Origin of the sequence: Priestia koreensis (genome assembly GCF_001274935.1) — a bacterium.
Classification (GTDB): Bacteria; Bacillota; Bacilli; order Bacillales; family Bacillaceae_H; genus Bacillus_AG; species Bacillus_AG koreensis.
Genome location: NZ_LILC01000007.1, coordinates 159,975 through 186,042 on the forward strand (window position 1 = coordinate 159,975; position 26,068 = coordinate 186,042).

Consider the following 26,068-nt stretch of genomic DNA (forward strand, 5'->3'; position numbering starts at 1 on the left):
CTGATGAAGTACTCACTTTTTTCTTAATCTATACTTGGAACTAGCACCTACTAATAGTAACGAAAAAAAAGAAGAATTGTCAAATGAATATAGTTCGAGAAAAATATGGAGAGATCTTCCCGTTATTTTACACATTCTTCAATCAGTTTTGCGACGTTCATCCCACTGATCGTGACCATCGGAGATCCTCCGCCTGGATGCGTGGTTCCTCCTGTAAAATACACGTTTTTAATATCCTTTGATTGATTGCTCGGTCGCAAAAAGCTATCTATTTTCCGATTCGAGCTCACCCCATAAAGAGCTCCTTTATAAGCTGAAAAGCGGCTTTTAATTTCGCCCGGAGTGATAACCTTTTCCTCGACTAGATCTGCTTGTACATCGATGCCAAATCGTTTTAGTTTCTCGTAAACAACAGCCTTATAGTTTCCTCCCATCTCTTCGTTTTCTTTCGTTAAGGCAGGCGCATTCACTAAAATAAATAAATTATCACCAGGCGCTCGATTGCGATCTGTGTACGACGAGTTACACACATAGATAGTCGGATCTGTCGGATACGTTCGCTTATCAAATAGTTCCCTAAATTCGTTTTGATAATCATCTGTGAAATATACCTGATGATGAATGAGATTCGGATTCCTTGTTTTTGTTCCTGCTAAAATCACATACGCTGAAATGGACGGCTCAAAATGGGCGATCTTCTGGTCGGAAAAGTGCGGGCGATCCTCTTCCGCTACTAGTTCCGGATAGACGGAGAGAAGATCACCGTTCATCACCACGAAGTCGGCTGAGAGCGCATCGCCATTGTCTAGCTTGACCCCTTTCGCTCGCTTTTGCTCCACGTCCACTGACAACACTTTTGTTCCTAAACGCAAATCCCCGCCAAGCTTTTGAAAAATACGTGCAAATGATTCTGCAATGGTCGTATTTCCACCTTTTACATAGTAAACCCCGTCCGTCATCTCCAAATGACCGATAAGCGAAAACGTCGCAGGCGATACGTACGGGGACGAGCCGATGTACGTTGCGTAGCGATTAAACGCCCAGCGGATTTGTTCATTTTGGAAATAGTGGCGATGAAACGCCTCCATCGACTGTAGGGGCCGTACGCTCGTTAAAGCGCGGAATAACTTCGGATCAAGATAGTCTCTCCAAGAGGTAAACGTTCGGTAGAAGAACTCCTGCTCGGATATTGTATAAAGACGCTCAATTTCTGCCAAATACTTTTCGTACATCTGCTTAGCCGTTACGTCAAGCTGGGAAAATTGTGTCAGCATCTTCTCTCGATCGGTCGTCATCGCAAACGTCGTTCCATCACTAAAATGGTTGTTTGTGTGATGATCAAGCTTAATCCACTCTAAGTAATCCTCTGGTCTTTCTCCTGCTTCCTCAATGACACGATTAAAAACGGCTGGCATCGTCATCGTATTCGGCCCAAAGTCAAATTCATAGTCTCCGAGCTTAACAGGCATCATCTTACCGCCCGGGTGCTCATTTTTCTCAATAACTGTAACTGAAAACCCTTTTTTCTGAAGCAGAACGGCCGCTGCAAGGCCCCCTAGTCCTGCTCCAATAATTACGACTCGTTTCATTGATATCGTCTTCCTTTCCATTCGTACCCTTTTTTCTTGAGGCTCACCGTCATTGAATAGATCATCATCGCGATCAGCGCACAGGCTGCAGCAGGCATCGTCAAAAAAAGAAACGGACGTTGCCTCGTTGATCGGTCAATGAGAAGTCGTTGCAAAAGCGTCACGATAAACGGTAGAACATACAGCCACTGATGCGAAAACAGCCCTACAAAAAACAATCCAAACGAACCTATATAGAGCATCGCATAAAAAAGTGCAACGATACACACAGCAATAGGAGAGCGACCCAGTCCTGTATAAATATTTTTCGCAAAGCCACTCCACACCTCCTTGTTCGTCTCATACATGTAGCACGTCACGTGTGAAGTTACGTTCGCTAGCAAAACGGGAATTCCTTTTTGTTTCATCGTTCGGGCAATATGTACATCCTCTACAAGCGAATGTTGAACGCTCGTATGACCACCTATTTTCTCATAGGCACCTTTTTCAAAAAACATAAAGGCTCCGTGAGCAGCCGTAGCGGCTGGCCACGTTGTTTTATTTGCGATTAGAATAGGCAAGTGCGTATACACGACAAAATGTTGCATGGGGACGAGAAGCTTTTCAAGAAACGTCCGCACCGGAAATTTAGGAAATCCTGTGACAAGCCCTGCTTCTTTCTCTTGACTAAGCCCAAGAACTTTTTCAACCGTATCTGACTTTAGACGAACATCGGCATCAATAAACAGCAAGTATTCACCTGTTGCAGCACTTGAGAGCTGATGGCAGGCATGAACTTTACCAACCCATCCGTCTGGAAGCTGTTTTCCGTTCATCACATGAATTCGCTTGTCGTCTTTCATGTGCATTTCAAGCTTCTCACCTGTCCGGTCTGTCGATTGATCGTTTAAGACAAGGATTTCGAGATTCGGATATGTTAAGCTTTGGACGGATTGCATCAGTTCGTCTACGTTTCGCTCTTCGTTACGCATTGGAATCAAAACGGAGACAAGGGGTGAATCAGAAGGAGTATACGCGCGTCTCACTGACGGCGTAAACCATACGTTGACTGCCGTTCCAATCAAAAAGAAACAGGCAATTAGTAAATAAACGATCATTTTTTTCCCCTTCCTTTCCACCACGTCAACCACTCGCTAATGGTTTTATAACCTGAGACAATCGTTTCGTAGCCGGTATTCTTTTCTTCTATAACAAACGATTTCACTTCATCAAGCTGGTCTGTTAATTTACTTGCCATTGTGCTTGTTAATTCAGCGCGCGTCTCGTTCGGGTGAAACGAAATCGGATTTCCCGTATACACGTAGAGCTCGGGTCGCTGGTCGTGATGATACGTATAGTAAAAGCTGACCGGGATGACACGTACGGACTGTACTTGATCGACCAGGTAAGATGTTCCAGAAGCAAACGTCAAGGGGCGCTTCTCCTGATGTTCCTCCTGACCTTGCGGGAAAATCCAAACGCTTTTTTTATCCCCCAACAGCTTCTTAGCAAATTGAAGCGATTTTAATACGTGCTTTGGAGATGTGGGATTCACTGAAAAAGCTCCAATTTTTTTAAAAAAGGAGAAGGATTTCATCCCCTCCTCCGACATCATAGCGTAGCTATCGTGCTTAATTTTAACTGCGTTTATGTAAAATAAAACAAGTCCATCCCACCAATTCGAATGATTCACGATAAAGATCGTCGCTTCATTTTTAGGTGGTGAATAAGCCTCTTGATAATGCACGCGGTAAAAATGCTTTTTCAGCTGATGATGGACAAAACGGGTCAAAAGACGCTCAAAGAATGGACTCTTTGTTGGATAAATCAATCTGTTTCACTCCTTTCGCATACAGGCTCATCATCACGAGAAGCGGAATCCCTGTGACTAGCAGGGCCATATATAACCCTTCCATTAACGAAATAAAGCCAAACATGCTGACAATTAAGATATATAGTACGACCATTCTCTTTTCCCACGTTTCCGAGTGGACAGATGGTCGCTTCTCTAGTACTAAGTATAGTACCGTTTGAATCACAGCTGAGACGAAAAACCAGCCGAAAAAGTTTTGAAGCGGAATGCCATAATAAGCCCCTGTGCCACTCCACACCCAATACTCTTTGATAACGTAGGCAACCGGATCAATCATTAAATCCATCATCACCGCTAAAATAGACGTCATGATCGTATAGAAAAACCAACCTGCCCTTGGCACCATTCGTCTAACAATCACGCGGCTTGTCACGACGACCATAAGCCATGCGGTTCCGATGGTTAGCGGAACGCCGTATACTTGAATGCCAAAATCCTTTTCATAATGATACTGACCGAAAATTAATCCGTAATGGACGCCAAGACCTTCTGCGAAAATGGACGATGCCATGACGAAAACAGATACCCCGAGGGCTAGCCATTTTCCGTATACTTTAGCTAAATAGATAAACGCAAGCAGACCACTTACATAGAGAAACACCGCGTTCGCCCATTCTAGCCAAGGCGGCAGTATATCAAAGCCTACTAGCAGTAAGCCACATATGTACCAAATGAGAAAAAATCGATAAACACCGTTTGCCACTACATTATTACCTCCCCTTTGTGAACCTTTATTCTATCCTACCTTTTCTCGACATCCCAACCTCAATGTGCCATGAAAGAACACTAGTTTTGTCAGATCTTTGGAAGGTTCGTCTACTTTAGAATATTTTACCGTTTCTTGTGTTACGATGAAAGCATTCTGTTTCATAAAGGAGGACGTAAGATGACAGAATTTTTGACACTTGGAGCACTCACTCTCCTCGTTTTGTTTACCATTACATATTGCTTGAGAAAGCGGTTCAAAGGACAAGCGTATTTTCATTATATGCCAGCCTTCATTGTCTTTTTCCTATCTTTTACCGGAATTGTAGCGGGGATTTTTGCCGTAAGTGGGTTTAGTGGCATGGGGATGATGTTTATCAGTCTTCCCATCAATCTTGCAAGCGTGATCATTCTATTGTTTTCGATTGTCATCGATTTCGTGCACCTTATAAAGCAACCACAAAAAAAAATGCTCGCGAAATAAAAGCAAAAAGTTCCTGTCCATCTGCTCTATTCCAAGCACACAACAAATGTTCAGTTTATAACAAACATGGTAATATAAGTATAAAAACACAAGGGAGATTCACAATGAACATCCGTTTAGAAAAAGCGGTCAGCAAAGACGCTTACTCCATCTTTAACATACAAGTTGAAGCTTTCACTCCTTTGCTTCACAAATACCATGACTATCAGACTAGCCCCGCAAATGAAAGCGTTGATCGCGTATTAAAACGCATTGAGCATCCATCTGGCATATATTTCAAAATTATGGCAGACGATTTATTAGTCGGAGCGATTCGCGTTGTATGGAACGACACACCTTCAGCGCCTTGGATTAGCCCTATTTTTATCTTACCTACTTACCAGGGAAAAGGCGTTGCACAAGCGGCGATGAAGCTTGTAGAGGCCCAATTCCCACAAGCGACGAGCTGGGAGCTTGCGACTATTCAAGAGGAAGTAGGAAACTGTTATTTATATGAGAAACTGGGCTATGTGAAAACCGGTCAAACGAAGCCGTTGAATGACCTTGCAACACTTATTTTTTATAAACGTGAATGCTCGTAAAAAAGACAAAAACTTGAGGAAAATCATCTCAAGTTTTTTTACGTCTTTCTTTTTTTCAATAGCGCTAATGATTGAAAAAGTAATCCAACGATTAACCCTGGCAGAACACAAATCATCGGAAACCAAATAGGGCCAAAAAAAATACCGTCTATATGTACTTTCGGGGCATAAAAGACACCAGTTGTTACGATATAGGCACAAAATGCAAAAGGTAAAAATGAATACGGTGGGGGTGGAGTCGCCTTCGCAAATTTAAACGCATCCCACATCGCAAAAAAATAAAGACACGGGTAGAATAAAATCCATTGATAATCAATGATCATATGTGCTTCTTTTGTTTCACCTAAAAAACTGAGTTGAATTGCTTTGTTAAAATGGGATTCTACGTTAATAATGACCTCTAATAAAACAAATAAAACCCCTTTTACGTACTGTTTATTTAGCAGCTGCCCAAATCCAGGTAGCGCAATGCTCCAAAATAACCGTTCAATTCGCTCCATCAAATCCGTCCCTTTTTATTACTTAGTGTGGGAGAAGAGATGGATTTTATGCAAAACATTGTAAAACTCCCTCGCTTATGTAGGGAGTTTTGCACGTTCTTATACGCTTTTCTTCGAAGATAATTCATCTAACAGCTCTGATAGCGTCAATTCATCCATCGACTGCAGCTTGTAATCATATTCATCAAACGTTAGTGAAGCCGTTGCTGGATTCGGCACAATGACCGTTTGAATTCCTGCTGCCTTAGCAGCACGCGTCCCGTTCGGTGAGTCTTCAAACGCCATTGCTTCTTCTGCTGTAACCCCTAATTTTTCAAGCGCTAACTTATAGAGCTCCGGATCAGGCTTAATGTTCGTCACGTGATCGCTTGTTGCTACGACCTCAAAATAATTGGCCAAGTCGAATTTAGCAAGAAATTTTGACACCCATGCGTAGTTCGAACTTGAAGCAATCGCAAGCTTATAGCCCGCTTCTTTTGCTGCTTCAATATACGCCCTAACGCCAGGACGCAAATCCTGAGTTTCCATAAAAGCTTCATGCTTCTGTTTTCTCAGCACGCCAATTTTATCCATATCAAGCTTTTCGCCCACTTGTTCTTCCAAAAATTCATAATAGGCTTTATCGCTTGTTCCAACACATTTTCCCCACACCTCTAACGGTAAGGTCGTTCCATACAACTCGGCAATTTCCTTGTATATATCAAACCATGGAGATTCCGTGTCTAAAATCGTTCCGTCAAAATCAAAAATAATCGCTTTCATTTAAATTCCTCCTTTGTCTCCCTTATTAATATAACAAAACGGATTTGTTCATACACAGCTTTTATCGATTAAAATACGTCTCCACAACTCATACTAACAAGCGTAGGGAGTGATAACGATGAAAGCTGGACGTGCTCAAGAAATTATGCAAGGCAATGACTATATTCCAGTCGTATTCAACGGAAAAAATGTCATGCTACAAGATATTAACGAACCAAAAGAAGAGGTAACCGTCTATGAATGCGACAATCACGAAAACGTTCAAATTGTCCCATTAAAAAAATTAAAAGAAAAATGAGGGAGAACCGCTGACTTCGCCAGCGGTTCTTTCATTTATCTCCACTCTTTCCACTTTTCCAATTGCGTATAGCCTATCCCTGATTTCAACTGATTTTTCGCATATTGAATACCCTCTTCAATGCTTTTTTCATAACCAAATAGATAGTAGCGAAGACCCGCATTCAGTACGACCTGATTGTAGTGTGGTAAAAGAGCAGACGTCTGATCCCCTTTTAGAATTGATCGTGTGATGTTAACCTGCTCCTCTAGGGTCAACTGCTTCGGAAAGCTTTCTTCCTCAACGGATAATTCATAATCACGGGGCTGTACGATAAAGGAATCTGCTACACCATTTGTCACATGGAAAACAAAGCTATTTCGGTGAACGGGTACATCCTCTGATCCTTCAATTCCTTGTACAATATACGCATGTGAATAGTTCATCGATGAAAAGATTGGAAGCATTTTATTAATGGCGGTCCGGTGGAAGGCACCGAGCATAATTGAACGTGAGCCTGATACATTCAGCAGTTTTTCGACCGTATTTAAAACCGTTCGTACGCCAATCTCTGTTCGCATCATACGAGCACGATGAAGTGCCTCACTGTATCTCTCCGTATCAACAAATCCAATCTTCAGCTCTTCTAGTACCGCGCCCTCCTCTTCAGGTGTGCGCGTAACAGACACGCCTAGCGTATGTAACAGTGCTTTTATCGTCGTTCCGTATTTCGGAGGCAGTGCATCACTGCTATGTAAAAAGGCCGGAATGCCACGAGCCGCTAGCAACAAAGAAACGGACAGCGTTGCCAAAAAAGAATTTCTCCCTGCATAAGGACCTGCAAAATCAATCGCTTTTTCCCTTAGCGCTTCCGTTAACGGTACTTTTTCTGTTGCTTCACTATAAGCTTCTACAAATGCCTGTAGCTCTTCTGCTGATTCTGTTTTGATCCGCTGTCCAATAAAAAAGGCCGTTGTTTGAATATCAGATGATGCCCCTGACACAATGGCTGCTGCAGCTTCTTTTGCTTGTTCGTATGTTAAATCGTGCGCCCCTCGTTTTCCTCTCGCTACTTCCTTAATCCACTGCTGCACTGCATAACTCCCTCTCTTTTATGATGTAACGTAATAATAGTATGAATTTTTAGGCAGGTCAAACAAAAAAAGAAGAGGGCTCTCCCTCTTCTTCCATTACTTCGTATCAAAATGTTTCTTTTGAACAAATTCTTTCATATACATACGAGTTGGTTTTGAAAGCATATGAGCCATCTGACCTGTCCACGTATCGTTGCGCTCACCGTTCGTACGCTCGTGATAATAGGCCGAAATTTCATCGTCATATTTTTTTAATTGCTGCTTGTACACGTCTTGATTCTGCTGATATTCTTCTTCATGATACACGTGCTCAAGTGGGAGACGTGGCTTCACATCTGGATCTTGAGCAGGGTATCCGACTGTCAACCCGAATAAAGGGACCACATGATCAGGCGTTTTTAGCACCTCAACGACTTCGTCAAGCTGATTGCGAAGACCGCCGATGTAGCAAATCCCTAGGCCCATTGATTCTGCGGCAACCGACGCGTTTTGTGCCGCAAGCGCTGCATCAATTAACGCAACCATGAATTTTTCCGTGCTTTGAAGTGAAGTCGATAAATCGTGATTGTGCATCACTGCGATCACGTCGTGGCGATGGAAATCAGCGCAGAAAACAAAGAAATGGCCATTTTCAGCTACATATGGCTGATGACCTGCTAGCTCAGCAAGCTTTTTCTTCTTTTCTTTGTCTTTGATCCCAATAATTGAGTATGCTTGAACATAGCTAGACGTAGACGCCGCCTGTGCACTTTGAACAATCAGTTTAATTTGTTCGTCTGTTAATGGTTTATCTTCGTATTTACGAATGGACTTATGCTGTAGTAATGTTTCAATTGTTGAATTCATTCCAAAAACTCCCTTACGAATATAATTCTTCTTCTATATCTTACGCTCTTTTTCATCTCTTCATAAACTAATGTGCTCAAAAAAAGACCGCAACAGCATAAAAAGTTACGGTCTCGTTAAAATATGAGGAACGTTCCACTCTAATAAACGTTCGTTTAATGTCGTTACAACATCATCTGTTAACGTCATCAGGTAATTCTCAATACGTTTCATCATGCGATTATGCTCCACTTCATCGTCTAAAATTTCTTTTAGCTGATCCTCAAGCGGCATAAATTTATTTAAATCAATCACCAATCCTTTTTTGCGAAGGTGCTTGACATTTATTTGCTCTTGTCCTGGTAGCGCCGAGTGAATGAAAACGGGTAGCTGTTTTCGAAACGCCTCACTAAGGGTTACTCCCCCTGCTTTGGTGACGATCGCATCAGCGGAGTCATATAAACGATTCATCTCCTGACGAGACTTAATATAAGAATGGGCATCAATGTTAGGCTGATTCCACGACTTAATTTCTTCATAGAGCTTACGATTTCTTCCGCATAAAACAGTATAATGAAAATATGATTCCTTTTTAAGCTCTTCAAGAAATGGACGTAGCTTTCCTAAGCCAGAATTCCCTCCTGCTACTAAGATGTGCGGTCGAATACGTTTCACCTTTGAGAACGTACGTACTCGGAACGCATCGTCGACTGGGATACCGGTAATAAAAATTTTCGATGCCGGTACTTGATGAATCTCTACTAAATAGCGCTTTGCTTCCGTATCCGGAACGAAGTGAAAATCGATTCCCTTTTTCCCCCAAACGTCACTCACCAAAAAGTCCGTATACACGTTGGCAATCGGCACAGAAATAAGCCCTCTGCGCTTTAAACTACTTAACAGCTTGGACGGAAAGCTGTGCGTACATACGATGAGATCCGGCTGCTCTTGACGAACGAGCTGCAACATTTTTTGTTCAAAAATAATATTGCGTCTCTTCTTCCCATGTTTGCCTTGTTGTTCCGGATCTGTATACATAAACGTTTTATAAAACTGTGCGTACTGTGATGGAAACAAGCGAATCCAATTCATATAGAAGGACGAAACCATTTGCTCAATGGGCTCGTTCCAGTAACTCAAAAAATCAACTTTTTTACATTCCACATTTTCTACACGGTGTAAAAAAGATGAAATTAATGCATCCGCTACTTGATGATGCCCAGACGGCATCTGAAATAACGGCAAAAATAAAATCTTTCTCAACGATTACGCCTCCCTTTCCTGCGTCCCTTACTCTTTAGTTTGCTCGATTTCTCTCTGTTTTTGCTGTTTTGACCGTCGAATTGACTTCCAAATCAAGTAGATCACTACCAGCGCACCAATACCGATTCCGATGTACATCACTTCAAATTTATCTCCCACATAGTAACCAATGAGGATAAACACGACTGTCCATACAGCGCCGCCAATAAAAGAGACAAGCGTATACATGCCAATCGGATAACGACTTATACCGGCAAAATAAGGAGAGAGCTGACGAATCCCAGGGATATAAAAGCCAAAAAAGATGGCCCAAATTCCATACTTGTTAAATTGTTTCTCCGCTTTTTGCATACGCGGCTTGGAAAAACCAATGTATTTTCCGTACTTATATAGGAATGGGGTTCCGACGTAATAGCCAATCACATACGCCACCATCATTCCTAAAAATACGCCGCCAAAAGCATACAGCATGCTTTTGGTTAAATGCAATTGATGCTTTGAAACAAAGATCCCCAGCAAAACTAAAAATGATTCCTCAGGCGCAGGAATGCCAACAATTCCACAAAATAGTATTATTAATATAACGATATATCCAAACACTTGAATATAATGTGAGACAACATCTAAATTCATTTTCTGTTCTAACCTCCAACGCTTGCAACAAAGCCCCTTATGTTAGCATAGTATCAATTGTTACGCTTTTATACCCTTGTTCCACCAAATAGGGTAAATAAACCGCAAGAGCTTCTAGCATCATTTCTGGTGCTTTTTCGTCAGCTCCTAGCGTTTCACCATTGTCATGCAAACAGAAGATGGCTCCGTCTTCTAAAGACTGCTGAAGGCGTGAAACTAAAACAGTTGATGTTGTTTTTAAGTTCCAATCTCCGAAAATACCTGTCCACATCACAATCGTCCATTTTTTTGCCACAAAAGGCGTAAATAGGTTAAAATGCCCCCAAGGCGGACGATATAAAACAGGACGAGAACCCGTGATTTTTTGAAGAGCGTCTCGACTCGCTGTTAACTGCTTTTTTAATCCGTTTGGCGTTAATAACCAATTGCTTACATGTGTATGATGATGAACTCCTATGCTATGACCCTTCGCCTGCATCGTGCGAATTAAATCAGGGTGTTTTTGAGCATGGGCGCCCACGACAAAAAAGGTGGCCTTCATCTCATACTGATCCAATAAATCTAATAATTGCGGTGTATACAGTGGATGTGGTCCATCATCAAACGTTAAAGCAATTTGCTTATGGCCGCGTCCCTTTTTCATTACTTTCGTTGAGTACGTTCGATAAAGCCACGTAGCTCCTACTGAGTAAATCAAAAAACATAAAATAAGTGCAATGACAATATACAAAATCATTCGTTCAGAATTTACGAAATCCTTCTCTTCTTCAGAAAGAAACGTCCTAAAACTTATGACAATGTCATAAGCTTAGCATTCTGCTTCCTCCCTTCTACACAAACAATATATCCCACTTTTACCACAAAAAATGGTTTTCTTCAAATTCATTTCACCATAATCTCACCATATTTATGCCTTACATTACAAAATTATTTCATGGATTACAATTAATTTACCAAAAAAATCCCGCTTATTCTAGACTATTATGACACAAAAAGATGAAAGAAAGATTAAAGATTCCTTAATTATTGCGAAAAAAAAGGCGAAAAACCTTAATTTTTCTTAAGATTTTCCACCTTTTAACAACCATTCTGGCATTTTTTGATCAATCTCATTTTATCTTCCTAGACTGAATGTCTCTTCATACCACGCTTTTGCTGCTTCAATTTCCGTTCTTGTAAGCTGATGACCAAATGATTCCCAGTGAACTGCTACCTTTGCTCCCGCATCTGTCAATAACGATGAAAGCTCGTTTGTTTCTTCCGGAAGACAAATCGGATCATTATCTCCTGCTCCAATGAATATAGGTACGTTTGCTAATGATGGTAGGGCCACCCCACGACGAGGAACCATCGGATGTAGCAAAATCGCCCCTCTTAGCACGTTTTCATAGTGAAACAATAGACTTCCTGCAATATTAGCACCGTTTGAGTAACCAACGGCCACTACGTTTTGAAGATCAAAATGATAGGTAGCAGCGGCTTCTTCAATAAAGTCCTTTAGTTCCTTTGTGCGAAGGATTAGATCTTCAATATCAAATACGCCTTCTTGTAATCGTCTAAAAAATCTTGGCATCCCATTCTCCACTACATTTCCTCTTACGCTTAAAAAAGAGGCCTCAGGGTCAATCATGCCCGCAATTGGTAAAAGGTCTGTTTCCGTCCCCCCTGTACCATGAAGAAGAAGAAAAACTGGTTTCGCTTCATCTGTTCCTTTTTGAAAAATATGCTTCATTGTCTCGTCATCCTTTCTCATCTGTTCGTGAAACGATCATTTATCTCGAATTAAAGATATCTATTTTCATTATACGGATGGTTCCCCCATTTGTAAACACTTCAACTCAAGAATCTTGAAGTGAGAATATATTCACGTGCATGGTTTTCCATATATTTCTCATACTACCTATAAAAGAACTGGTGAAAGGAGGAATTTCATGTCGTCTACAAAATCTGATTTTACGCTCAATTACACCCAAAACCTGCAAATGATCTACGATGAAATTGGTCCAACAGCTGATTTACGAACGAGATTTATTGAGCATGAAAAATTTCAAGCAGCCATCGTTTTTTTGGAAACACTCGTTGCAGAAGAAAAAATTGAGCAAACCGTCTTACTCCCCATTACGATTCATTCGTCGCAGAGCTTTGTGGAAAGTATCATTACATCCAACTTAAAATCGACGGTTTCATTCCGAAAATGCATTGACGCAATGATCGAGGGTTATGCCATTGTTACGATTAATAATGACGAACACGTCTATCTCGTTGGAGCAAGCAAAGGTAATAATCGCGCGATTACCGAACCTGATAACGAAAAGGTTCTCCGCGGCTCTCATCAAGGGTTCATTGAAGATATTCATACAAATCTTCAGCTTGTCCGTCAAGGAATTCAGGATAAAAACTTAATGATTAATTATTATACGATTGGAAAAAAAACAAAAAGCAAAATATCCATGGTGTATATGAAAGATATTGCACAAGAAGAGCTTGTAGAAGAGGTTAAAACGAGAATAGATTCTATTGATGTCGACATGATGTTCTCCCCTGGATACATGAGTGAATTTATTGAAGATACGCAGTGGTCACCCTTTCCGCAAATTTTAATTACAGAGAGACCTGACCGAACTATCGCTCACCTTATGGAAGGACGCGTCGTTATTTTTGGTGGAGGCAGTCCATCGGCTCTTATTATGCCGGCCAACTTCTTTTCCTTTTATCGATCACCCGACGATTACAACAGCCGATTTTTAACAGGTTCCTTTTATCGAATTATTCGTCTTATTAGCTTTGTTATCGCCATCACGCTGCCGTCAATTTACATCGCAACCGTCTCGTTTCACTTTGAAGTCATTCCAGAAAGTTTATTGTTACCAGTAAAAGGTTCATTAGAAAATTTGCCGTATCCTCCTCTCGTTGAAGCTCTTTTAATGGAATTGACGATTGAACTGATTCGCGAAGCCGGAATACGTCTTCCAAGCTCGATTAGTGCCACGATTGGGATTGTCCGGAGGACTTGTGATTGGGGATGCGGTAGTAGCTGCTGGAGTCGTCTCAACGACCATGCTTATTATCGTCAGCTTGACCGCCGTATCGTCTTATGTCGTTCCTTCTCCTGAAATGAATACAGCCATACGAATTTTACGCTTTCCTCTAATGATTGCGGCGACGGTGTTAGGCTATCTAGGGATTGTATTTTGTCTTATGATCTTACTCATTCATTTGTGCAAATTAGAAACCTTTAACTCTCCTTATTTCTCACCTGTAGCACCGTTTCACTGGAAGGAATTAAAAGATACGTTCATTCGCGCGCCAATTTGGAAGCTCAATAAACGTCCAAGTGATGCGAAGCCACAGCAGCAGACAAAAGAAGAAAACTCTAGAAAGTGGAAACAAGATGAATAATCCAGAAAAGCAAAGTCGAAAAGCCACCTTGACGCCGCTTCAAGTGACCGCCTTTATCATTCAAACACAGGTTGGCGTAGGATTACTCGCGCTTCCTAGTCAGCTGCATGAAAAGGCAAAGTCCGATGCATGGATTTCGGTTCTTATTGCTGGACTATGTGTTCAACTACTTATTTTTTTATTTTATTTTTTAATTAGGCGCTTTCCACACGCGAATTTGTTCGACATGGCGCAGCTTATTCTTGGAAAAGTATTTGGAAAAGCACTTAATATTGTTTTTGCTATCTATTTTATTTGTGTGGCAGCATATGTGCTTTCCATGTTCAACTACATCATTCAGCTTTGGCTATATGAAAATACGCCGCAGTGGTTTTTTAAAGTGCTTGTTGTATTGACATCACTCTATTTGATTAAAGATCGTATTAAAGTAATTGCGCGCTTTTATGTGCTTATGTGTTCGTTGCTCATTGTCCTTGTACTCATTATCATTAACGCCTATCAGCACGTGAACTTTTTATATCTGATGCCTTTTGGTCAAAGCGGATTTACACATATTTTAAGCGGTTCAAAAGAAGCGGTGATGGCGATGCTAGGTTTTGAAACCCTGCTGGTCATTCATAACCAAAGTCATGCGACACAAAAACAAAAGCTTATTGCCGGTACAATCGGTACTTCCATCGTGACGATTTTCTACACTTTTTTGGTTCTTACATGTCTCGTTTTTTTCAGTCCCGATGAAATTCCGTTAATTCCTCAGCCAGTTTTATATGTGCTAAAGTCACTGAGCTTTACGTTTATTGAACGAATTGATGTAATCTTTTTGACGATTTGGGTCATTTCCGTTACGACTTCGTACATGAGCTTTGTTTATACAGCGTCTCTTTCATTAGAGAGTATTTTCAAAAAGAAGCATACGTTTTTTATTTGGATATTAGGCGCCCTGAGTTTTTGTATCTCTTTGCTGTTAAGAAACGTGTTGCAAATTAAAGCTTTTGGAAACTTTATTAATTTGGGCGGACTTGTTTGTTGTGTGGGAGTTCCGATTTTTCTCTACCTAGTGGCCGTTCTCTTTAAGAAACGTCAGCCTCATAAGGAGTCATCAACATGAAAAAAGCTAGACTTATTTTGTTACCCTTCTCTCTCCTTTTGCTAACGGGCTGCTGGGATCAGCACCTATTAAAAGATACGAAATTAATCTATGCTGTTGGAATGGATTTAGTAAAGGATGAAGATAAAGTGAAGATTACAACATCTATTCCGAGCATTATGACAGCAAGCGGTCAAGGACCTCCTCAGCTTGAAAGCGTGGTGTACAGCTCAATCGGTCCTTCTGTTCGCGGTAGTCGGAATAATTTGGATCGGACGATTTCAGAACAAATTAACACGAGTAAAAATCGTGTCGTGCTCGTGAGCAAAGAGATTGCCAAAAAAGATTTGTACGCTTATCTAGATGTGTACTATCGCGATCCAATGAGCAATCTTGCAGCTAAAATTATTGTGGTGGACGGAAAAGCATCTGAGTTTCTAGAAATCACCCCGAAGTCTGAGCCCATTACGAGCAAATATATTAGTGATCTCATCACAAGCGCCGAGGATGTTTCGATGATACCAGAGATGAACATTCAATACCTATGTTCGCGCCTGTTCGATCCGGGATCTGATGCGCTGGTTCCTTATTTAGTCAAAATGCCTGGAAATGAAATGCTAAAGATTGAAGGCTTGGCAATGTTCAATGAAACCAAATACAAAGGCTATTTGAGAAGTGATGAATCCATGCTGTTTACACATTTAGCGGATGAAAACAGTACAATGAACGGACGCATTACGAAAAAAGTGTTCAAAGATTCAACAACAAAGATTAATGACTATGTGACCGTAAATATAGAAAAATCAAAGCGTCAACTCGACATCCATTTCACCCCTGACCATGAGGTTAGCGTGGATGTAACCTTAAATCTCGAAGTGAGCTTAATTGAATATCCGAGGCAACACGTTATGAATCAAAGCGGTATCGCAGATATGAATGCCCGCTTAACAAAGGTATTTACAAAAGACGCCAAAAAAGTAATTGTTAAGCTACAGCAAGCGGACTGCGACGGATTAGGTGTCGGTCGTCGGATTATGGCCTTATACCCTGATCAGTGGAAAAAACTTAACTGGGAGAAAGACTATCCGCGTGTTCGCTTTCATACAAAGGTGAACGTAAGCGTAGTTGAAAGTGGAATTTTGAGCTAAATGAAAGAAGATCTCTCGCTTGGTTCATACTACGTATAACAAGCTCTTCTCTCACATAGAGAAAATCTATTGCAACGAGGTTACTATGAGAAAAATTTCATTGTTTCTAGTTATGGTCGGGATGGTCACGCTGCTACTGTCAGGCTGTTCCTTTCAAACTATTCGGGATATCCGACATATTGACGCGAAAAAGCTAGCGGCCGCTGAGAGTACCGTCTTATACGATAAAGACGGCGACGAAATCGACAAACTCTATACAACGGTTCCCCGCGAGAATGTGGATTTAAGCGATTTGCCTGATTATGTTCGCATGGCGTTTATCTCTACAGAAGATAAGCGGTTTTATGATCATGGCGGCATTGATTTTAAAGGTATTTTCCGCGCGACGACCAAAAACATCGTCACGTTTAGTAAAGCAGAAGGAGCGAGTACCATTACCCAGCAGCTCGCTCGAAATTTATTTTTAACGAATGAAAAGACCTTCACACGAAAGTTTAAAGAGGTAATCCTCTCTTATGCGTTGGAAAATAAGCTATCCAAAGACCAGATTCTCGAATTGTACTTAAATCAAGTGTACTTTGGAAGCGGCGTATACGGCATTGGAGCTGCATCAAAGCTTTACTTCCAAAAAGATGCGAGTGACCTGAGCGTGAGCGAAGCAGCCATTCTAGCAGGACTACCGAAGGCTCCGAGTAAATATTCGCCAAGCAACGATCCAAAGCTCACCAAACAGCGCCGGGATGTCGTTCTTCAACTTATGTATAATAGTGGGGTCATTACTGAGGGGCAATTAAAAGATGCGAAAAACGAAGACATTGAACAAGTAAGCGTTCCTTCGAAAGAACAAAGTCCGAATCAAGCATTTATTGATTACATTGTAAAAGATGCAGGTAAAACGTACGGCGTTACAAGAGCAGCCCTGTATAAAGGTGGATATAAAATTTATACGGACTTTGATCCTGATCTTCAAGAATCTCTAAATCAGGCCGTTGATCAATTTTATTTTGCGGATGACCGTTCTGATCAAAAAGTTGAAATTGGTGCAGCGGCGCTCAATCCAAAAAACGGGATGATTCAAGCAATGTACGGCGGGCGAAGCTATAAGCAAAATGGTTTAAACCGAGCCACTGTTCCTTATCAGCCTGGCTCTTCCATTAAACCACTGGCTGTCTATGCCCCTGCACTCGAGACAAATGATTGGACTCCTGACTCAACCTTAAAGGATGAGCGTGGAACCGACTTTAATGGCTATAAGCCAAAAAATGCTGGAGGCGAATATTTTGGAAAAGTAACGGTAGAAGAAGCACTTGTTCGATCGTTGAATGTGGCAACCGTGACTCTCCTAAATGAAATCGGAGTCAGCAAAGGCTACGACTTCGTCACGGAGAGCGGAATTCCGTTAGATAAAGGAGACAAAAACCTTGCCCTTGCGCTAGGTGGACTAACAAAAGGTGCCTCTCCTCTTCAAATGGCACAGGCTTATACTACCTTTGCCAATGATGGGGTCCTTGAAGAAACGCGTGCGATTAAAAAAATCGTATTTCCAGATGGGGTTATTCAATCGAAAGAACTTCAAACGAAAGAGATGATGAGTAAAGAACATGCGGATCAAATGAACGAAATGCTTATGAAAGTAGTCGATAAATCATACGGTACGGGTCATCGTGCGCAACTTTATAACGAAGATGTTGCGGGTAAAACAGGCACAACGCTCTGGCAATCATCAAACCGTGTGGCCAATAAAGACGCCTGGTTCGCTGGTTATACAGACAAGAATCTGCTCGTTATTCATGCTGGATTCGATCGAACTGATAACAGCCACTATCTCCGCAGCGGCGGCGGTGACGTACCTGCTCGAATCTTCCGCAATACGTTGAGAAGTTTGCCGTAATAAAAAATCCCACTAGCTTGTGGGATTTTTACGTTTTCTTCGTACGCCATAAAATTAACGTGACCCCAATGGCTCTACACACCGTCACATAATGAAGCAACATGAGGAGAACTGCTCCTGCATTGAGACCCATGATGATGCCGTGCATGCCAATTTCTTGCTGAGATCCGAGCAGATAAATCATGCCGAATGAGATAATATGTGCCCAAATCGTATGATATAACCCATCTTTTACAAGTCCTAGTCCGATTAGATACGCCTGTAGTGGAATTGAAAAATAATGGAAAAGAAAAAATGGCCACAGGTTTTGTAAATAATAGACCGCTTCCGTTGAGTGAAAAAACAAATTCGTTAACGGATGAGCAAATACATACATCACAACAACCGACGGAATGCCATATGTAAAGGTCATCTTCATACACTGTTGCAGAAGTTCTTGAAGTTTTGCTGAATCTTGTTTAATCTGAGCCTCAGATACGGCTGGGATGAGCGCAACGAGAATCGAGTGCGCAAAAAAGGCTGGAAAGAACCCGATGGTTGCCGCCACCCCCATTAAAATCCCGAAGTGTTGCGTCGCAACACTTATGCTCATACCAGATAGAACCAATGCTTTTTTGATCAAAAATGGCTGGATTGCGTTGGCTAGGGCATTAAATAAACGAAGCCCTGTTGTTGGAAGTGAGACAGCCAAAAGCTTATGGCGGATTTCCTTCGGTTGAAGCGTCGGGCGGTGTGATTTTGTAATGACGTTCAGTGAGGTAAAATAGGAAAAGAAAAAATAGATTAAAATAACCGCCTCTGTTCCAACGAGTGCCCCTACTGCCGCAAGCATGGAAAGCTCGGCACTCTCAAAAGAAAACGTACGAAACAATAGGAAAAGAAGCGTAAGCTGAACGGCTTTGCGAATAAAATTGGATACGGCAATCGTTGTCATTCTGTTTTTCCCTGTGAAGTAACCGCGTAATATTGCAGAGAACGCCACAATGGGAATAAAAATGAGAACAATTCGATTGAGCATCGGGTGATAATGAGATAGAACCGGAAAGCTAAATACAACTACAGCTGTTAAACAAAAGAAAATGACGGTCATAAATAAGGCAAACCTCGTCGCATGTTTCATCATATGACGATGCTCTTTTCGATCATGCTCTGCGATAAATTTAGCGATGGAAATAGGAAACTCAAGACTTGCGACGGTTGCGATTAAGAAAATAATCGGTAGAACCGACATGTAGATCCCCATTCCTTCTTTCCCTAATTCTCTTGCTAAAATCATGTTTACTAAAAACTCTACTAGCTCCCCTAAAAAAGCAGCAGATGCTAGGACGAATGTTCCTTTTAAAAATGCATTCATAAACGAATCTCCCTTATCAACTTCCTTACTCTATGTATATGTCACGTCCTTAAAAAAAGGACAAGAATTCTCAAGGAGCACTACACGGACAAAAGAGAGTGTCTTTCATTTAGGTGTTTAGACCTATTAAAAAGAAAGCAAGAGGATATTTTTAACAATTGTTATTTCGTCCCCCTCCTTCTTTTGCTACAATAGCGTGAGACATACTTATTAGACATCGATTGAGAGGAGATAATACATATGATTATGGTTGTTGAGGATGATCCGAAAATTTGTGATCTTCTTCTATCACACTTACAAAAATATGGACTGGAGGCGAGCTGTGCCGTCTCGTTCGACAATGTGATGCATGATTTTCATCGCCTTCAGCCCCAGCTTGTTTTACTAGATGTGAACTTACCAAAGTTTGATGGATACTATTGGTGCCGACAAATTCGGATGGTTTCAAACTGCCCTATTATGTTCATTTCGGCTCGTGACGGCAAGATGGATCAAGTGATGGCGCTTGAGAACGGTGCGGATGACTATATCACAAAGCCGTTTGATTACGACATCGTTCTCGCCAAAATCCGAAGCCACCTGCGCCGCGCATACGGTACATATGCTTCTCCGACAGGCGAGCGTACCGTTGAGGCACACGGACTCACTCTCTTTCCAGAGCGATTAGAATTAACCTTCGGCGAGCAGCGGTTAGAAGTGAGTCATACCGAAATGAAGCTTTTGGAAGCTTTGATGGATCGCCTAGAGCTAGTCGTCAGTCGCGATCGCTTGCTCGAGAAAATTTGGGACGATCAGCCGTTTGTGGATGACAATACGCTGAACGTGTATATGACACGAGCGAGAAAAAAACTCAAGGAGCTTGGCATTGACGGAGCGATTGAAACGGTGCGGGGAGCTGGCTATATGATGAAGCCGACGTGGAGATCTCAGCCATGAAGCTATTTTTGCGGGAGCACCTCCCTCTTACGATTTTTTTCCTTGTTCAGGTAGCCATTACAAGCCTCATCTATTGGTTAGATAATAGCCACCGCTCATCAACCATTTGGTACGCGGTGCTGATCAGCTTTGTGTTGTATGGCACTTATTTAACGTTTCGTTATATAACGCACCGAAAGTTTTATGCGCGTCTTTCAACAAAATTAACTCATTTGGACGAAAGCATTGCTGATTACGGAGATAGTCCACTAGGCACGGATCTTCACGAGCTTCTACAAAGTCAGTACAGTCACTTTCAGAATAATACCCATTCTCTAAAGGCCAAGCTCGACCAGCACGTGACCTTTATTAACCAATGGGTCCACCAAATGAAAACGCCCGTTTCTGTTGTTCATCTCATTCTTCAAAAGGAGGATCACCCTGCTTTTGATAGCATTCAAGATGAAATGGATCGAATAAAAAAAGGACTCGATACGATTTTATATACGGCTCGCCTTGAGACGTTCTCTCGTGATTTTAAAGCCGAAACGGTGCCGCTCGCAGCACTTATGTCCTCCATCACCTCTGAACAAAAGCGCTTATTCATTCGCAATCGCGTCTTTCCGAGCGTAGATATCAACCCGAGTATCGTTGTTGCTTCTGATACAAAATGGCTTTCTTTTGTTCTGATTCAACTATTGACCAATGCGGTAAAATATTCAGCGAGCCACAGTCAAAAAATGACGATTCAGGCATTTCACCGCGGCAAACAAGTGGCGCTGGAAATTAGAGATGAAGGCGTAGGTATTCCGTCGCAAGATTTAAAACGGGTATTTGACCCTTATTTTACGGGTGAAAACGGGCGAAAATATCAGGAATCAACGGGCATGGGACTCTATCTTGCAAAAGAAATCTGTAAGCAGCTTAATCACCGAATAGAATTAGAGTCAAAAGTAGACGTCGGGACAACCGTCCGCCTCATTTTTCAGGAAGACTTGGGTGGAACTGATTCCCCATCTTCAAGGTAGCGCTCACTGCTACCTTTTTTCATTTTTCCTTTCTTACAAAACTGTAAGGTGACTGTAAGGATAACAGATGGTACTGCTACATCTCTTTTGGCTACAATAGAGATAGATTTTAAAGAACTTAACACGCGCACAAAGCGAAAGGAGATTGTACACAATGTCAGTATTAGATGTTCGTCATTTATCAAAGATTTATGAAGGAAAAGTATCTTATAAAGCGCTTGATAACATTAACTTTACGGTGGATAAAGGAGAATTCGTCGGTATTATGGGGCCATCTGGGAGCGGGAAAACAACGTTACTTAACATGGTATCAACCATCGATTCACCAACATCTGGTGAAGTAACTGTGAATGGTCAAAACCCTCATGGCTTGAAAAAGAATGATATTGCGCTTTTCCGCCGCCGCAAGCTTGGGTTTGTTTTTCAATATTTTAACCTTTTGGATACGTTAACGGTCGAGGAGAACATCATTCTCCCCCTTACATTAGACGGCGTCAGCGTCAGTGAAATGAACAAGAGACTCGTTGACATTACGAAAAAACTGGGTATTGATCAAATTTTAAAAAAGCGTACGTATGAAATCTCTGGTGGGCAGATGCAGCGTACGGCGATCGCTCGAGCGATGATTCACAAGCCTGAGCTTCTTCTTGCAGACGAACCAACCGGAAATCTTGATTCAAAATCGTCCAAAGACGTGATGGAAACACTCGAGCACCTCAACCAATCAGAAGGTTCTACTATGATGATGGTGACACACGATGCGTTAGCTGCTAGCTACTGTAGCCGCGTCATTTTCATTAAAGATGGACAGCTATACAATGAAATTTATCGAGGGGCAAATCGACAAGCATTTTTCCAACAAATTATCGACATGCTTTCAGTGTTAGGCGGTGATGCACATGAACTTTCGACAGCTCGTTATTAAAAACGTGTTCAGAAATAAGCGGACATATGCCGCTTATTTCTTGAGCAGCGCCTTCTCTGTATCCGTTTTTTTCGTCTATTCTCTTTTTATCTTTCACCCTGACGTGAAATCAGGTGTGAACGGTGGGATTGCTATTCAAGGAATGAAAGCAGCAGAGTACATTATTTACGTATTTTCATTCTTTTTTGTTCTTTATTCCGTCAGCGCCTTCTTAAAATCTAGAAAAAAAGAATTTGGGATTTTTATTATGACCGGTATGTCTAGGCGACAGCTAAATACGATGGTTTTTCTTGAAAATATGCTCATTGGAATTGCCTCGTTAATTGCCGGGATTTTGGTAGGAATCGTCTTTGGAAAGCTCTTCTTAATGATGGGTGCGAACATTTTAGAAATTGATTATTTATCGTTCCAGCTCCCTTCTCGATCACTTACACTCACCATTGGCTCATTTATGATCTTATTTTTCATTATCTCCTTATTTACGAGTTTATTTGTGCGAACAAACAAGTTAATCGATTTGTTTCAAGGCAGTCAAAAGCCGAAAAAGGAACCGAAATCATCTATTCTACTATCTCTACTTGCTGCTGTTCTTTTAAGTGGTGGTTACTATCTTGCTGCAACGTCAACCGTGTTAACGATTGGTTTCCGCTTCTTTCCCGTTATTATTATGGTCATTATCGGGACGTATTTCCTTTATACACAACTTAGTATCTTTCTATTAAAAATAGTGAAGAAAAATAAAGTGTTCTACTGGAACAAAACGAACGTGATAGTCATCTCTGACCTCGTCTACCGTATGAAAGATAATGCCCGCATGTTTTTTCTCGTAACCGTTGTATCCACTACGTCCTTTTGTGCAGTTGGAACACTCGTTTCGTTTACAGTGACAGGCGATGAATACCATCTTAACTATCCTTATGCCGTTTCCTACTATTCAACAGCGCAAAACCAGGAAAAGGCCAAACACCTTAACATAATTGAGCAGGATCTTGAAAAGCAAGGACTTGCTTACAAAAAGAACGAAATCGTCTTAAAAAAAGCCGTGATCCACATGAAAAATGGAAATAAAAACGGACAAACCGTGACCGTTTTATCTGAGAAAAACTTTAATAAGCTTGCTCGTCCTCTTCATGTTAAGCCTATTCAGGTGAGCAATCGTAATGCTTACTTTGTTCAATCGTCTTCGATGATGCAAGGAAATGATGAGAAGAAAGGAAATATTGAGATTGAGGGACAAACTTCTACACTCCGTTCACGAGGATACGTGAAAAAAATTGTCCTACCTGCCTATCAAAACGATTATTTGCAGCTTGTGGTCTCAAACGACACGTATGACAAATTAGCATCATCTGCCCCCCTACGCACATACACGGGATATTATGTGAAGGACTGGAAGCATACAAAAGGAATTGGAGCTGCGATTGAAAAGCAGTTAGATCCGATGTCGAAGGCTTCGTTTAACTACGTTTCGTTAGGAGACGCTTATGCTCAAACGATGCAATTGTATAAAATGATGCTATTTGTCGTGTTGCTTGTAGGCTGTGTTTTCTTCATTGCCGCTGGAAGTTTCCTTTATTTCAGGCTATATACAGACTTGGAGTACGACAAACGACAGTATGCGACCATTTCACGTGTCGGATTAACAGTGAAGGAACTAAATAAAATTATTACGACACAGCTTTCACTGTTGTTTTTCATTCCCATCATCATCGCCGTTATTCACAGCGTGTTTGCGTTTATGGCGTTACAAAGCTTTTTCTCACTGTCGATCGCGGGCAGAACGGGGATTGTGCTAGGCGCATTTGCGCTGTTTCAAATCATCTATTTCCTTATCATTCGATCTCGTTATCTGTTTCATATTAAAAAAGGGATTTTTACCGCGTAATTTTCTGCACTCAGAGTAATCGTCTTGCTCTGAGTGTTTTTGTCTGCCTACGTCATAAAATAATTTTGATAAAAACACTCGATTGATGCACAAAATAAGATGTTTAACCATGAAAGTGGTCATTTTTCCCTTTGTTTTTTTCTATTATACAACTTAAAATAAGATTGATTGATTGAACGAAAGGACTAGTCTATGGGAAAATTAAAAATTACGCTACTCTACGTACTGATTGGAGTTACTTGGCTGTATGTGACCGATGACCTTGTCAGCGCTTCCTTTGATCAAGACGCTATCCAACTTCTTCAAAGCGTCAAAGGCTATGTATTTGTTGGCGCCTCTGCTTTGTTTTTATACCTCTATTTGCATCGAAAAGAGAAATTTTCAAAACTTCAGGAAGAAGAAGAACGATTATCTACCTTGATTAATTCTATGGTCGATTTCGTTAATTTTAAAGACGGTGAAGGCCGGTGGATTGAAGCAAATGATTTTGGGCTAGAGCTTTTTCAACTTCAAGATATTCCATACAAAGGGAAAACAGACCAGCAGCTTGCGACATACTCCCCGAACTTTTCAGAAGCGCTTCAAGCTTGCACGGGAAGTGATGAGCAGGTCTGGATGAACGGAAAGGTAACACGATTTGAAGAAAAGATTCCGCTACCAGACGGAACGTACAAAACGTTTGATACAATTAAGGTTCCTCTCTTTATGCATGACGGATCACGTAAAGGTCTAGTCATTATTGGGCGCGATATTACACAGCGAGTTGAAATGGAAAATCGCTTAAACGAAAGCGAGCAAAAATACAAATCACTATTCGATTACAATCCTGAACCTGTATTTATGATGGACCTCACTGGACGCATACAAGACGTTAACACCCAATTTTTAAACGCACTCGGTTATACATATGAAGAACTTATGGGACGTCCTGTTTGTCGTCTTCTCGAAAAAGTAACGGCTTCTGAAGTACAAAAGATTATTCGAAGAATCGTCACAAGTCGAAAAGGAACGCGAAATGGAGACGTGCAGTTTCTCAATCAAGGCGGACAATCCGTTTTACTTCATTGCACCTCTGTTCCGATGATTGTGAATGATGAGATCAAAGGCGTTATTTGCTACGGAAAAGACGTCACGGTCATCCGCGAAACACAGGAACGTCTGCGAAAAAGTGAAAAGCTATCTGTTGTTGGTGAGCTTGCAGCAAGCGTGGCACATGAAGTACGGAACCCTCTTACTTCTTTAAAAGGATTTGTTCAGTTGTTGGAACAAGAGGATGAAAAGCACCAGCACTACTATAGCATTATGATCGATGAATTAAATCGGATTAATCGGATTGTCAGTGAACTTCTGATGTTAGCAAAACCTCAGGAAACCCCTCTTTCTCGCTGTAACATCTTCGATTTATTAATAGGTGTTAAGAATTTGATGGATTCACAGGCGCATTATTACGGCGCATCCATTGATGTAAGCTATAGCGGTGAAGGTCCTTCCCTACTATTGGGTGAAACGGATCAGTTGAAACAGATTTTTATTAACTTAATCAAAAATGCGGTGGAAGCTTCCGCTACAAAGATAGACATTCGGATTATGAAGCAGGAAGAAAGCATCCAAGTGATCGTTCAAGACAACGGAATAGGAATTGAAAGAGATCGGATTAAGCACCTCGGCGAACCGTTTTATTCTTCCAAAGAAAAAGGAACGGGGCTTGGACTTACCATTACGCACCGGATTATTCATTCGCATGGTGGAACCATTCAATATGAAAGTGAAGTCGGTATCGGGACAACCGTTATCGTGACGTTTCCTGAAACACATGCCTAAAAAGAGCCTTGCATTCTAACGATAGAATGCAAGGCTCTTTTGCTAGGACT

General features: G+C 41.3%; 26 protein-coding genes. 13 read left to right on the top strand and 13 right to left on the bottom strand.

Translation table 11 applies throughout. The features are described from left to right. Positions 1 to 122: 122 nt before the first annotated feature. Genes AMD01_RS06075 through AMD01_RS06090 form a run of 4 tightly spaced genes read right to left on the bottom strand, consistent with a single transcriptional unit; the run spans position 123 to position 4,144 of the window. Positions 123 to 1,589 carry a phytoene desaturase family protein gene (locus AMD01_RS06075; RefSeq protein ID WP_053400516.1) on the bottom strand — a complete coding sequence of 489 codons (1,467 nt, stop codon included), beginning with the start codon at positions 1,587 to 1,589 and terminating at the stop codon, positions 123 to 125. Further along, positions 1,586 to 2,686 (bottom strand): glycosyltransferase family 2 protein, encoded by a 1,101-nt coding sequence (locus AMD01_RS06080; RefSeq protein ID WP_053400517.1) that lies wholly within the window; start codon positions 2,684 to 2,686, stop codon positions 1,586 to 1,588. The genes AMD01_RS06075 and AMD01_RS06080 overlap by 4 nt, the downstream gene beginning before the upstream one ends. Continuing rightward, the gene (locus tag AMD01_RS06085) at positions 2,683 to 3,399 is read right to left on the bottom strand and encodes a lysophospholipid acyltransferase family protein (RefSeq protein ID WP_053400518.1); all 717 of its coding nucleotides are present in this window, start codon (positions 3,397 to 3,399) and stop codon (positions 2,683 to 2,685) included. Before AMD01_RS06085 ends, AMD01_RS06080 begins: the two co-directional genes overlap by 4 nt. Continuing rightward, positions 3,368 to 4,144, bottom strand: a complete 777-nt coding sequence (locus AMD01_RS06090; RefSeq protein ID WP_053400519.1) for a carotenoid biosynthesis protein — start codon at positions 4,142 to 4,144, stop codon at positions 3,368 to 3,370. Before AMD01_RS06090 ends, AMD01_RS06085 begins: the two co-directional genes overlap by 32 nt. Positions 4,145 to 4,327: 183 nt before the next feature. Between AMD01_RS06090 and AMD01_RS06095 the strand changes: the two genes are divergently transcribed. Beyond that, positions 4,328 to 4,630 carry a hypothetical protein gene (locus AMD01_RS06095; protein WP_053400520.1) on the top strand — a complete coding sequence of 101 codons (303 nt, stop codon included), beginning with the start codon at positions 4,328 to 4,330 and terminating at the stop codon, positions 4,628 to 4,630. A gap of 104 nt (positions 4,631 to 4,734) precedes the next feature. After that, positions 4,735 to 5,211, top strand: a complete 477-nt coding sequence (locus tag AMD01_RS06100; RefSeq protein ID WP_053400521.1) for a GNAT family N-acetyltransferase — start codon at positions 4,735 to 4,737, stop codon at positions 5,209 to 5,211. Between the two features lie 38 nt (positions 5,212 to 5,249). Here the strand turns inward: AMD01_RS06100 and AMD01_RS06105 are convergent, their stop codons facing one another. Both AMD01_RS06105 and AMD01_RS06110 read right to left on the bottom strand, forming a co-directional pair. Beyond that, complete coding sequence (locus AMD01_RS06105; RefSeq protein WP_053400522.1) at positions 5,250 to 5,711, bottom strand: hypothetical protein; 462 nt, start codon at positions 5,709 to 5,711, stop codon at positions 5,250 to 5,252. A gap of 99 nt (positions 5,712 to 5,810) precedes the next feature. Then, positions 5,811 to 6,473: an HAD family hydrolase gene (locus tag AMD01_RS06110; protein WP_053400523.1), complete on the bottom strand. Its 663-nt coding sequence runs from the start codon at positions 6,471 to 6,473 to the stop codon at positions 5,811 to 5,813. A 118-nt stretch (positions 6,474 to 6,591) separates the two neighbouring features. Between AMD01_RS06110 and AMD01_RS06115 the strand changes: the two genes are divergently transcribed. After that, a complete protein-coding gene (locus AMD01_RS06115; RefSeq protein WP_053400524.1) occupies positions 6,592 to 6,771 on the top strand; it encodes an H-type small acid-soluble spore protein in 180 nt (59 codons plus the stop codon). Positions 6,772 to 6,806: 35 nt separating this feature from the next. Here the strand turns inward: AMD01_RS06115 and AMD01_RS06120 are convergent, their stop codons facing one another. The 6 genes from AMD01_RS06120 to AMD01_RS06145 all read right to left on the bottom strand — a co-directional run bounded on the left by AMD01_RS06120 (position 6,807) and on the right by AMD01_RS06145 (position 12,297). After that, positions 6,807 to 7,844 carry an anthranilate phosphoribosyltransferase gene (locus AMD01_RS06120; RefSeq protein WP_053400525.1) on the bottom strand — a complete coding sequence of 346 codons (1,038 nt, stop codon included), beginning with the start codon at positions 7,842 to 7,844 and terminating at the stop codon, positions 6,807 to 6,809. A gap of 96 nt (positions 7,845 to 7,940) precedes the next feature. Beyond that, positions 7,941 to 8,690: an oxygen-insensitive NADPH nitroreductase gene (gene nfsA, locus AMD01_RS06125; RefSeq protein ID WP_053400526.1), complete on the bottom strand. Its 750-nt coding sequence runs from the start codon at positions 8,688 to 8,690 to the stop codon at positions 7,941 to 7,943. 105 nt (positions 8,691 to 8,795) lie between these two features. Then, the gene (locus AMD01_RS06130) at positions 8,796 to 9,932 is read right to left on the bottom strand and encodes an MGDG synthase family glycosyltransferase (RefSeq protein WP_053400527.1); all 1,137 of its coding nucleotides are present in this window, start codon (positions 9,930 to 9,932) and stop codon (positions 8,796 to 8,798) included. Between the two features lie 27 nt (positions 9,933 to 9,959). Further along, positions 9,960 to 10,565, bottom strand: coding sequence for a DedA family protein (locus AMD01_RS06135; protein ID WP_053400528.1), 606 nt, complete (start codon positions 10,563 to 10,565; stop codon positions 9,960 to 9,962). A gap of 37 nt (positions 10,566 to 10,602) precedes the next feature. Further along, entirely contained in the window at positions 10,603 to 11,301 is a 699-nt protein-coding gene (locus AMD01_RS06140) for a polysaccharide deacetylase family protein (protein WP_083446445.1), read from the bottom strand. Positions 11,302 to 11,679: 378 nt separating this feature from the next. Continuing rightward, a complete protein-coding gene (locus tag AMD01_RS06145) occupies positions 11,680 to 12,297 on the bottom strand; it encodes an alpha/beta hydrolase (protein ID WP_053400529.1) in 618 nt (205 codons plus the stop codon). Between the two features lie 199 nt (positions 12,298 to 12,496). On the opposite strand from AMD01_RS06145, the gene AMD01_RS06150 reads away from it, so the two are divergent. From AMD01_RS06150 to AMD01_RS06165, 5 genes are all read left to right on the top strand, one after another. Further along, complete coding sequence (locus AMD01_RS06150; RefSeq protein ID WP_281176847.1) at positions 12,497 to 13,678, top strand: spore germination protein; 1,182 nt, start codon at positions 12,497 to 12,499, stop codon at positions 13,676 to 13,678. Next, the gene (locus tag AMD01_RS24900) at positions 13,578 to 13,964 is read left to right on the top strand and encodes a spore germination protein (protein ID WP_281176848.1); all 387 of its coding nucleotides are present in this window, start codon (positions 13,578 to 13,580) and stop codon (positions 13,962 to 13,964) included. The genes AMD01_RS06150 and AMD01_RS24900 overlap by 101 nt, the downstream gene beginning before the upstream one ends. Next, entirely contained in the window at positions 13,957 to 15,072 is a 1,116-nt protein-coding gene (locus tag AMD01_RS06155) for a GerAB/ArcD/ProY family transporter (RefSeq protein WP_053400530.1), read from the top strand. Before AMD01_RS24900 ends, AMD01_RS06155 begins: the two co-directional genes overlap by 8 nt. Further along, a complete protein-coding gene (locus tag AMD01_RS06160; RefSeq protein ID WP_053400531.1) occupies positions 15,069 to 16,199 on the top strand; it encodes a Ger(x)C family spore germination protein in 1,131 nt (376 codons plus the stop codon). The genes AMD01_RS06155 and AMD01_RS06160 overlap by 4 nt, the downstream gene beginning before the upstream one ends. An 85-nt stretch (positions 16,200 to 16,284) precedes the next feature. Next, positions 16,285 to 18,090: a transglycosylase domain-containing protein gene (locus AMD01_RS06165; protein ID WP_053400532.1), complete on the top strand. Its 1,806-nt coding sequence runs from the start codon at positions 16,285 to 16,287 to the stop codon at positions 18,088 to 18,090. A gap of 28 nt (positions 18,091 to 18,118) precedes the next feature. Here the strand turns inward: AMD01_RS06165 and AMD01_RS06170 are convergent, their stop codons facing one another. Next, the gene (locus tag AMD01_RS06170; RefSeq protein ID WP_053400533.1) at positions 18,119 to 19,444 is read right to left on the bottom strand and encodes a polysaccharide biosynthesis protein; all 1,326 of its coding nucleotides are present in this window, start codon (positions 19,442 to 19,444) and stop codon (positions 18,119 to 18,121) included. Between the two features lie 240 nt (positions 19,445 to 19,684). On the opposite strand from AMD01_RS06170, the gene AMD01_RS06175 reads away from it, so the two are divergent. From AMD01_RS06175 to AMD01_RS06195, 5 genes are all read left to right on the top strand, one after another. Beyond that, positions 19,685 to 20,380, top strand: coding sequence for a response regulator transcription factor (locus AMD01_RS06175; protein ID WP_053400534.1), 696 nt, complete (start codon positions 19,685 to 19,687; stop codon positions 20,378 to 20,380). Continuing rightward, on the top strand, positions 20,377 to 21,387 hold the full coding sequence (locus AMD01_RS06180; RefSeq protein ID WP_053400535.1) for a sensor histidine kinase: 1,011 nt from the start codon (positions 20,377 to 20,379) through the stop codon (positions 21,385 to 21,387). The genes AMD01_RS06175 and AMD01_RS06180 overlap by 4 nt, the downstream gene beginning before the upstream one ends. A gap of 154 nt (positions 21,388 to 21,541) precedes the next feature. Next, complete coding sequence (locus AMD01_RS06185; RefSeq protein WP_053400536.1) at positions 21,542 to 22,312, top strand: ABC transporter ATP-binding protein; 771 nt, start codon at positions 21,542 to 21,544, stop codon at positions 22,310 to 22,312. Beyond that, complete coding sequence (locus AMD01_RS06190; protein WP_053400537.1) at positions 22,287 to 24,197, top strand: ABC transporter permease; 1,911 nt, start codon at positions 22,287 to 22,289, stop codon at positions 24,195 to 24,197. Before AMD01_RS06185 ends, AMD01_RS06190 begins: the two co-directional genes overlap by 26 nt. A gap of 192 nt (positions 24,198 to 24,389) precedes the next feature. Next, the gene (locus AMD01_RS06195) at positions 24,390 to 26,018 is read left to right on the top strand and encodes a PAS domain-containing sensor histidine kinase (RefSeq protein ID WP_053400538.1); all 1,629 of its coding nucleotides are present in this window, start codon (positions 24,390 to 24,392) and stop codon (positions 26,016 to 26,018) included. Positions 26,019 to 26,068 lie beyond the last annotated feature (50 nt).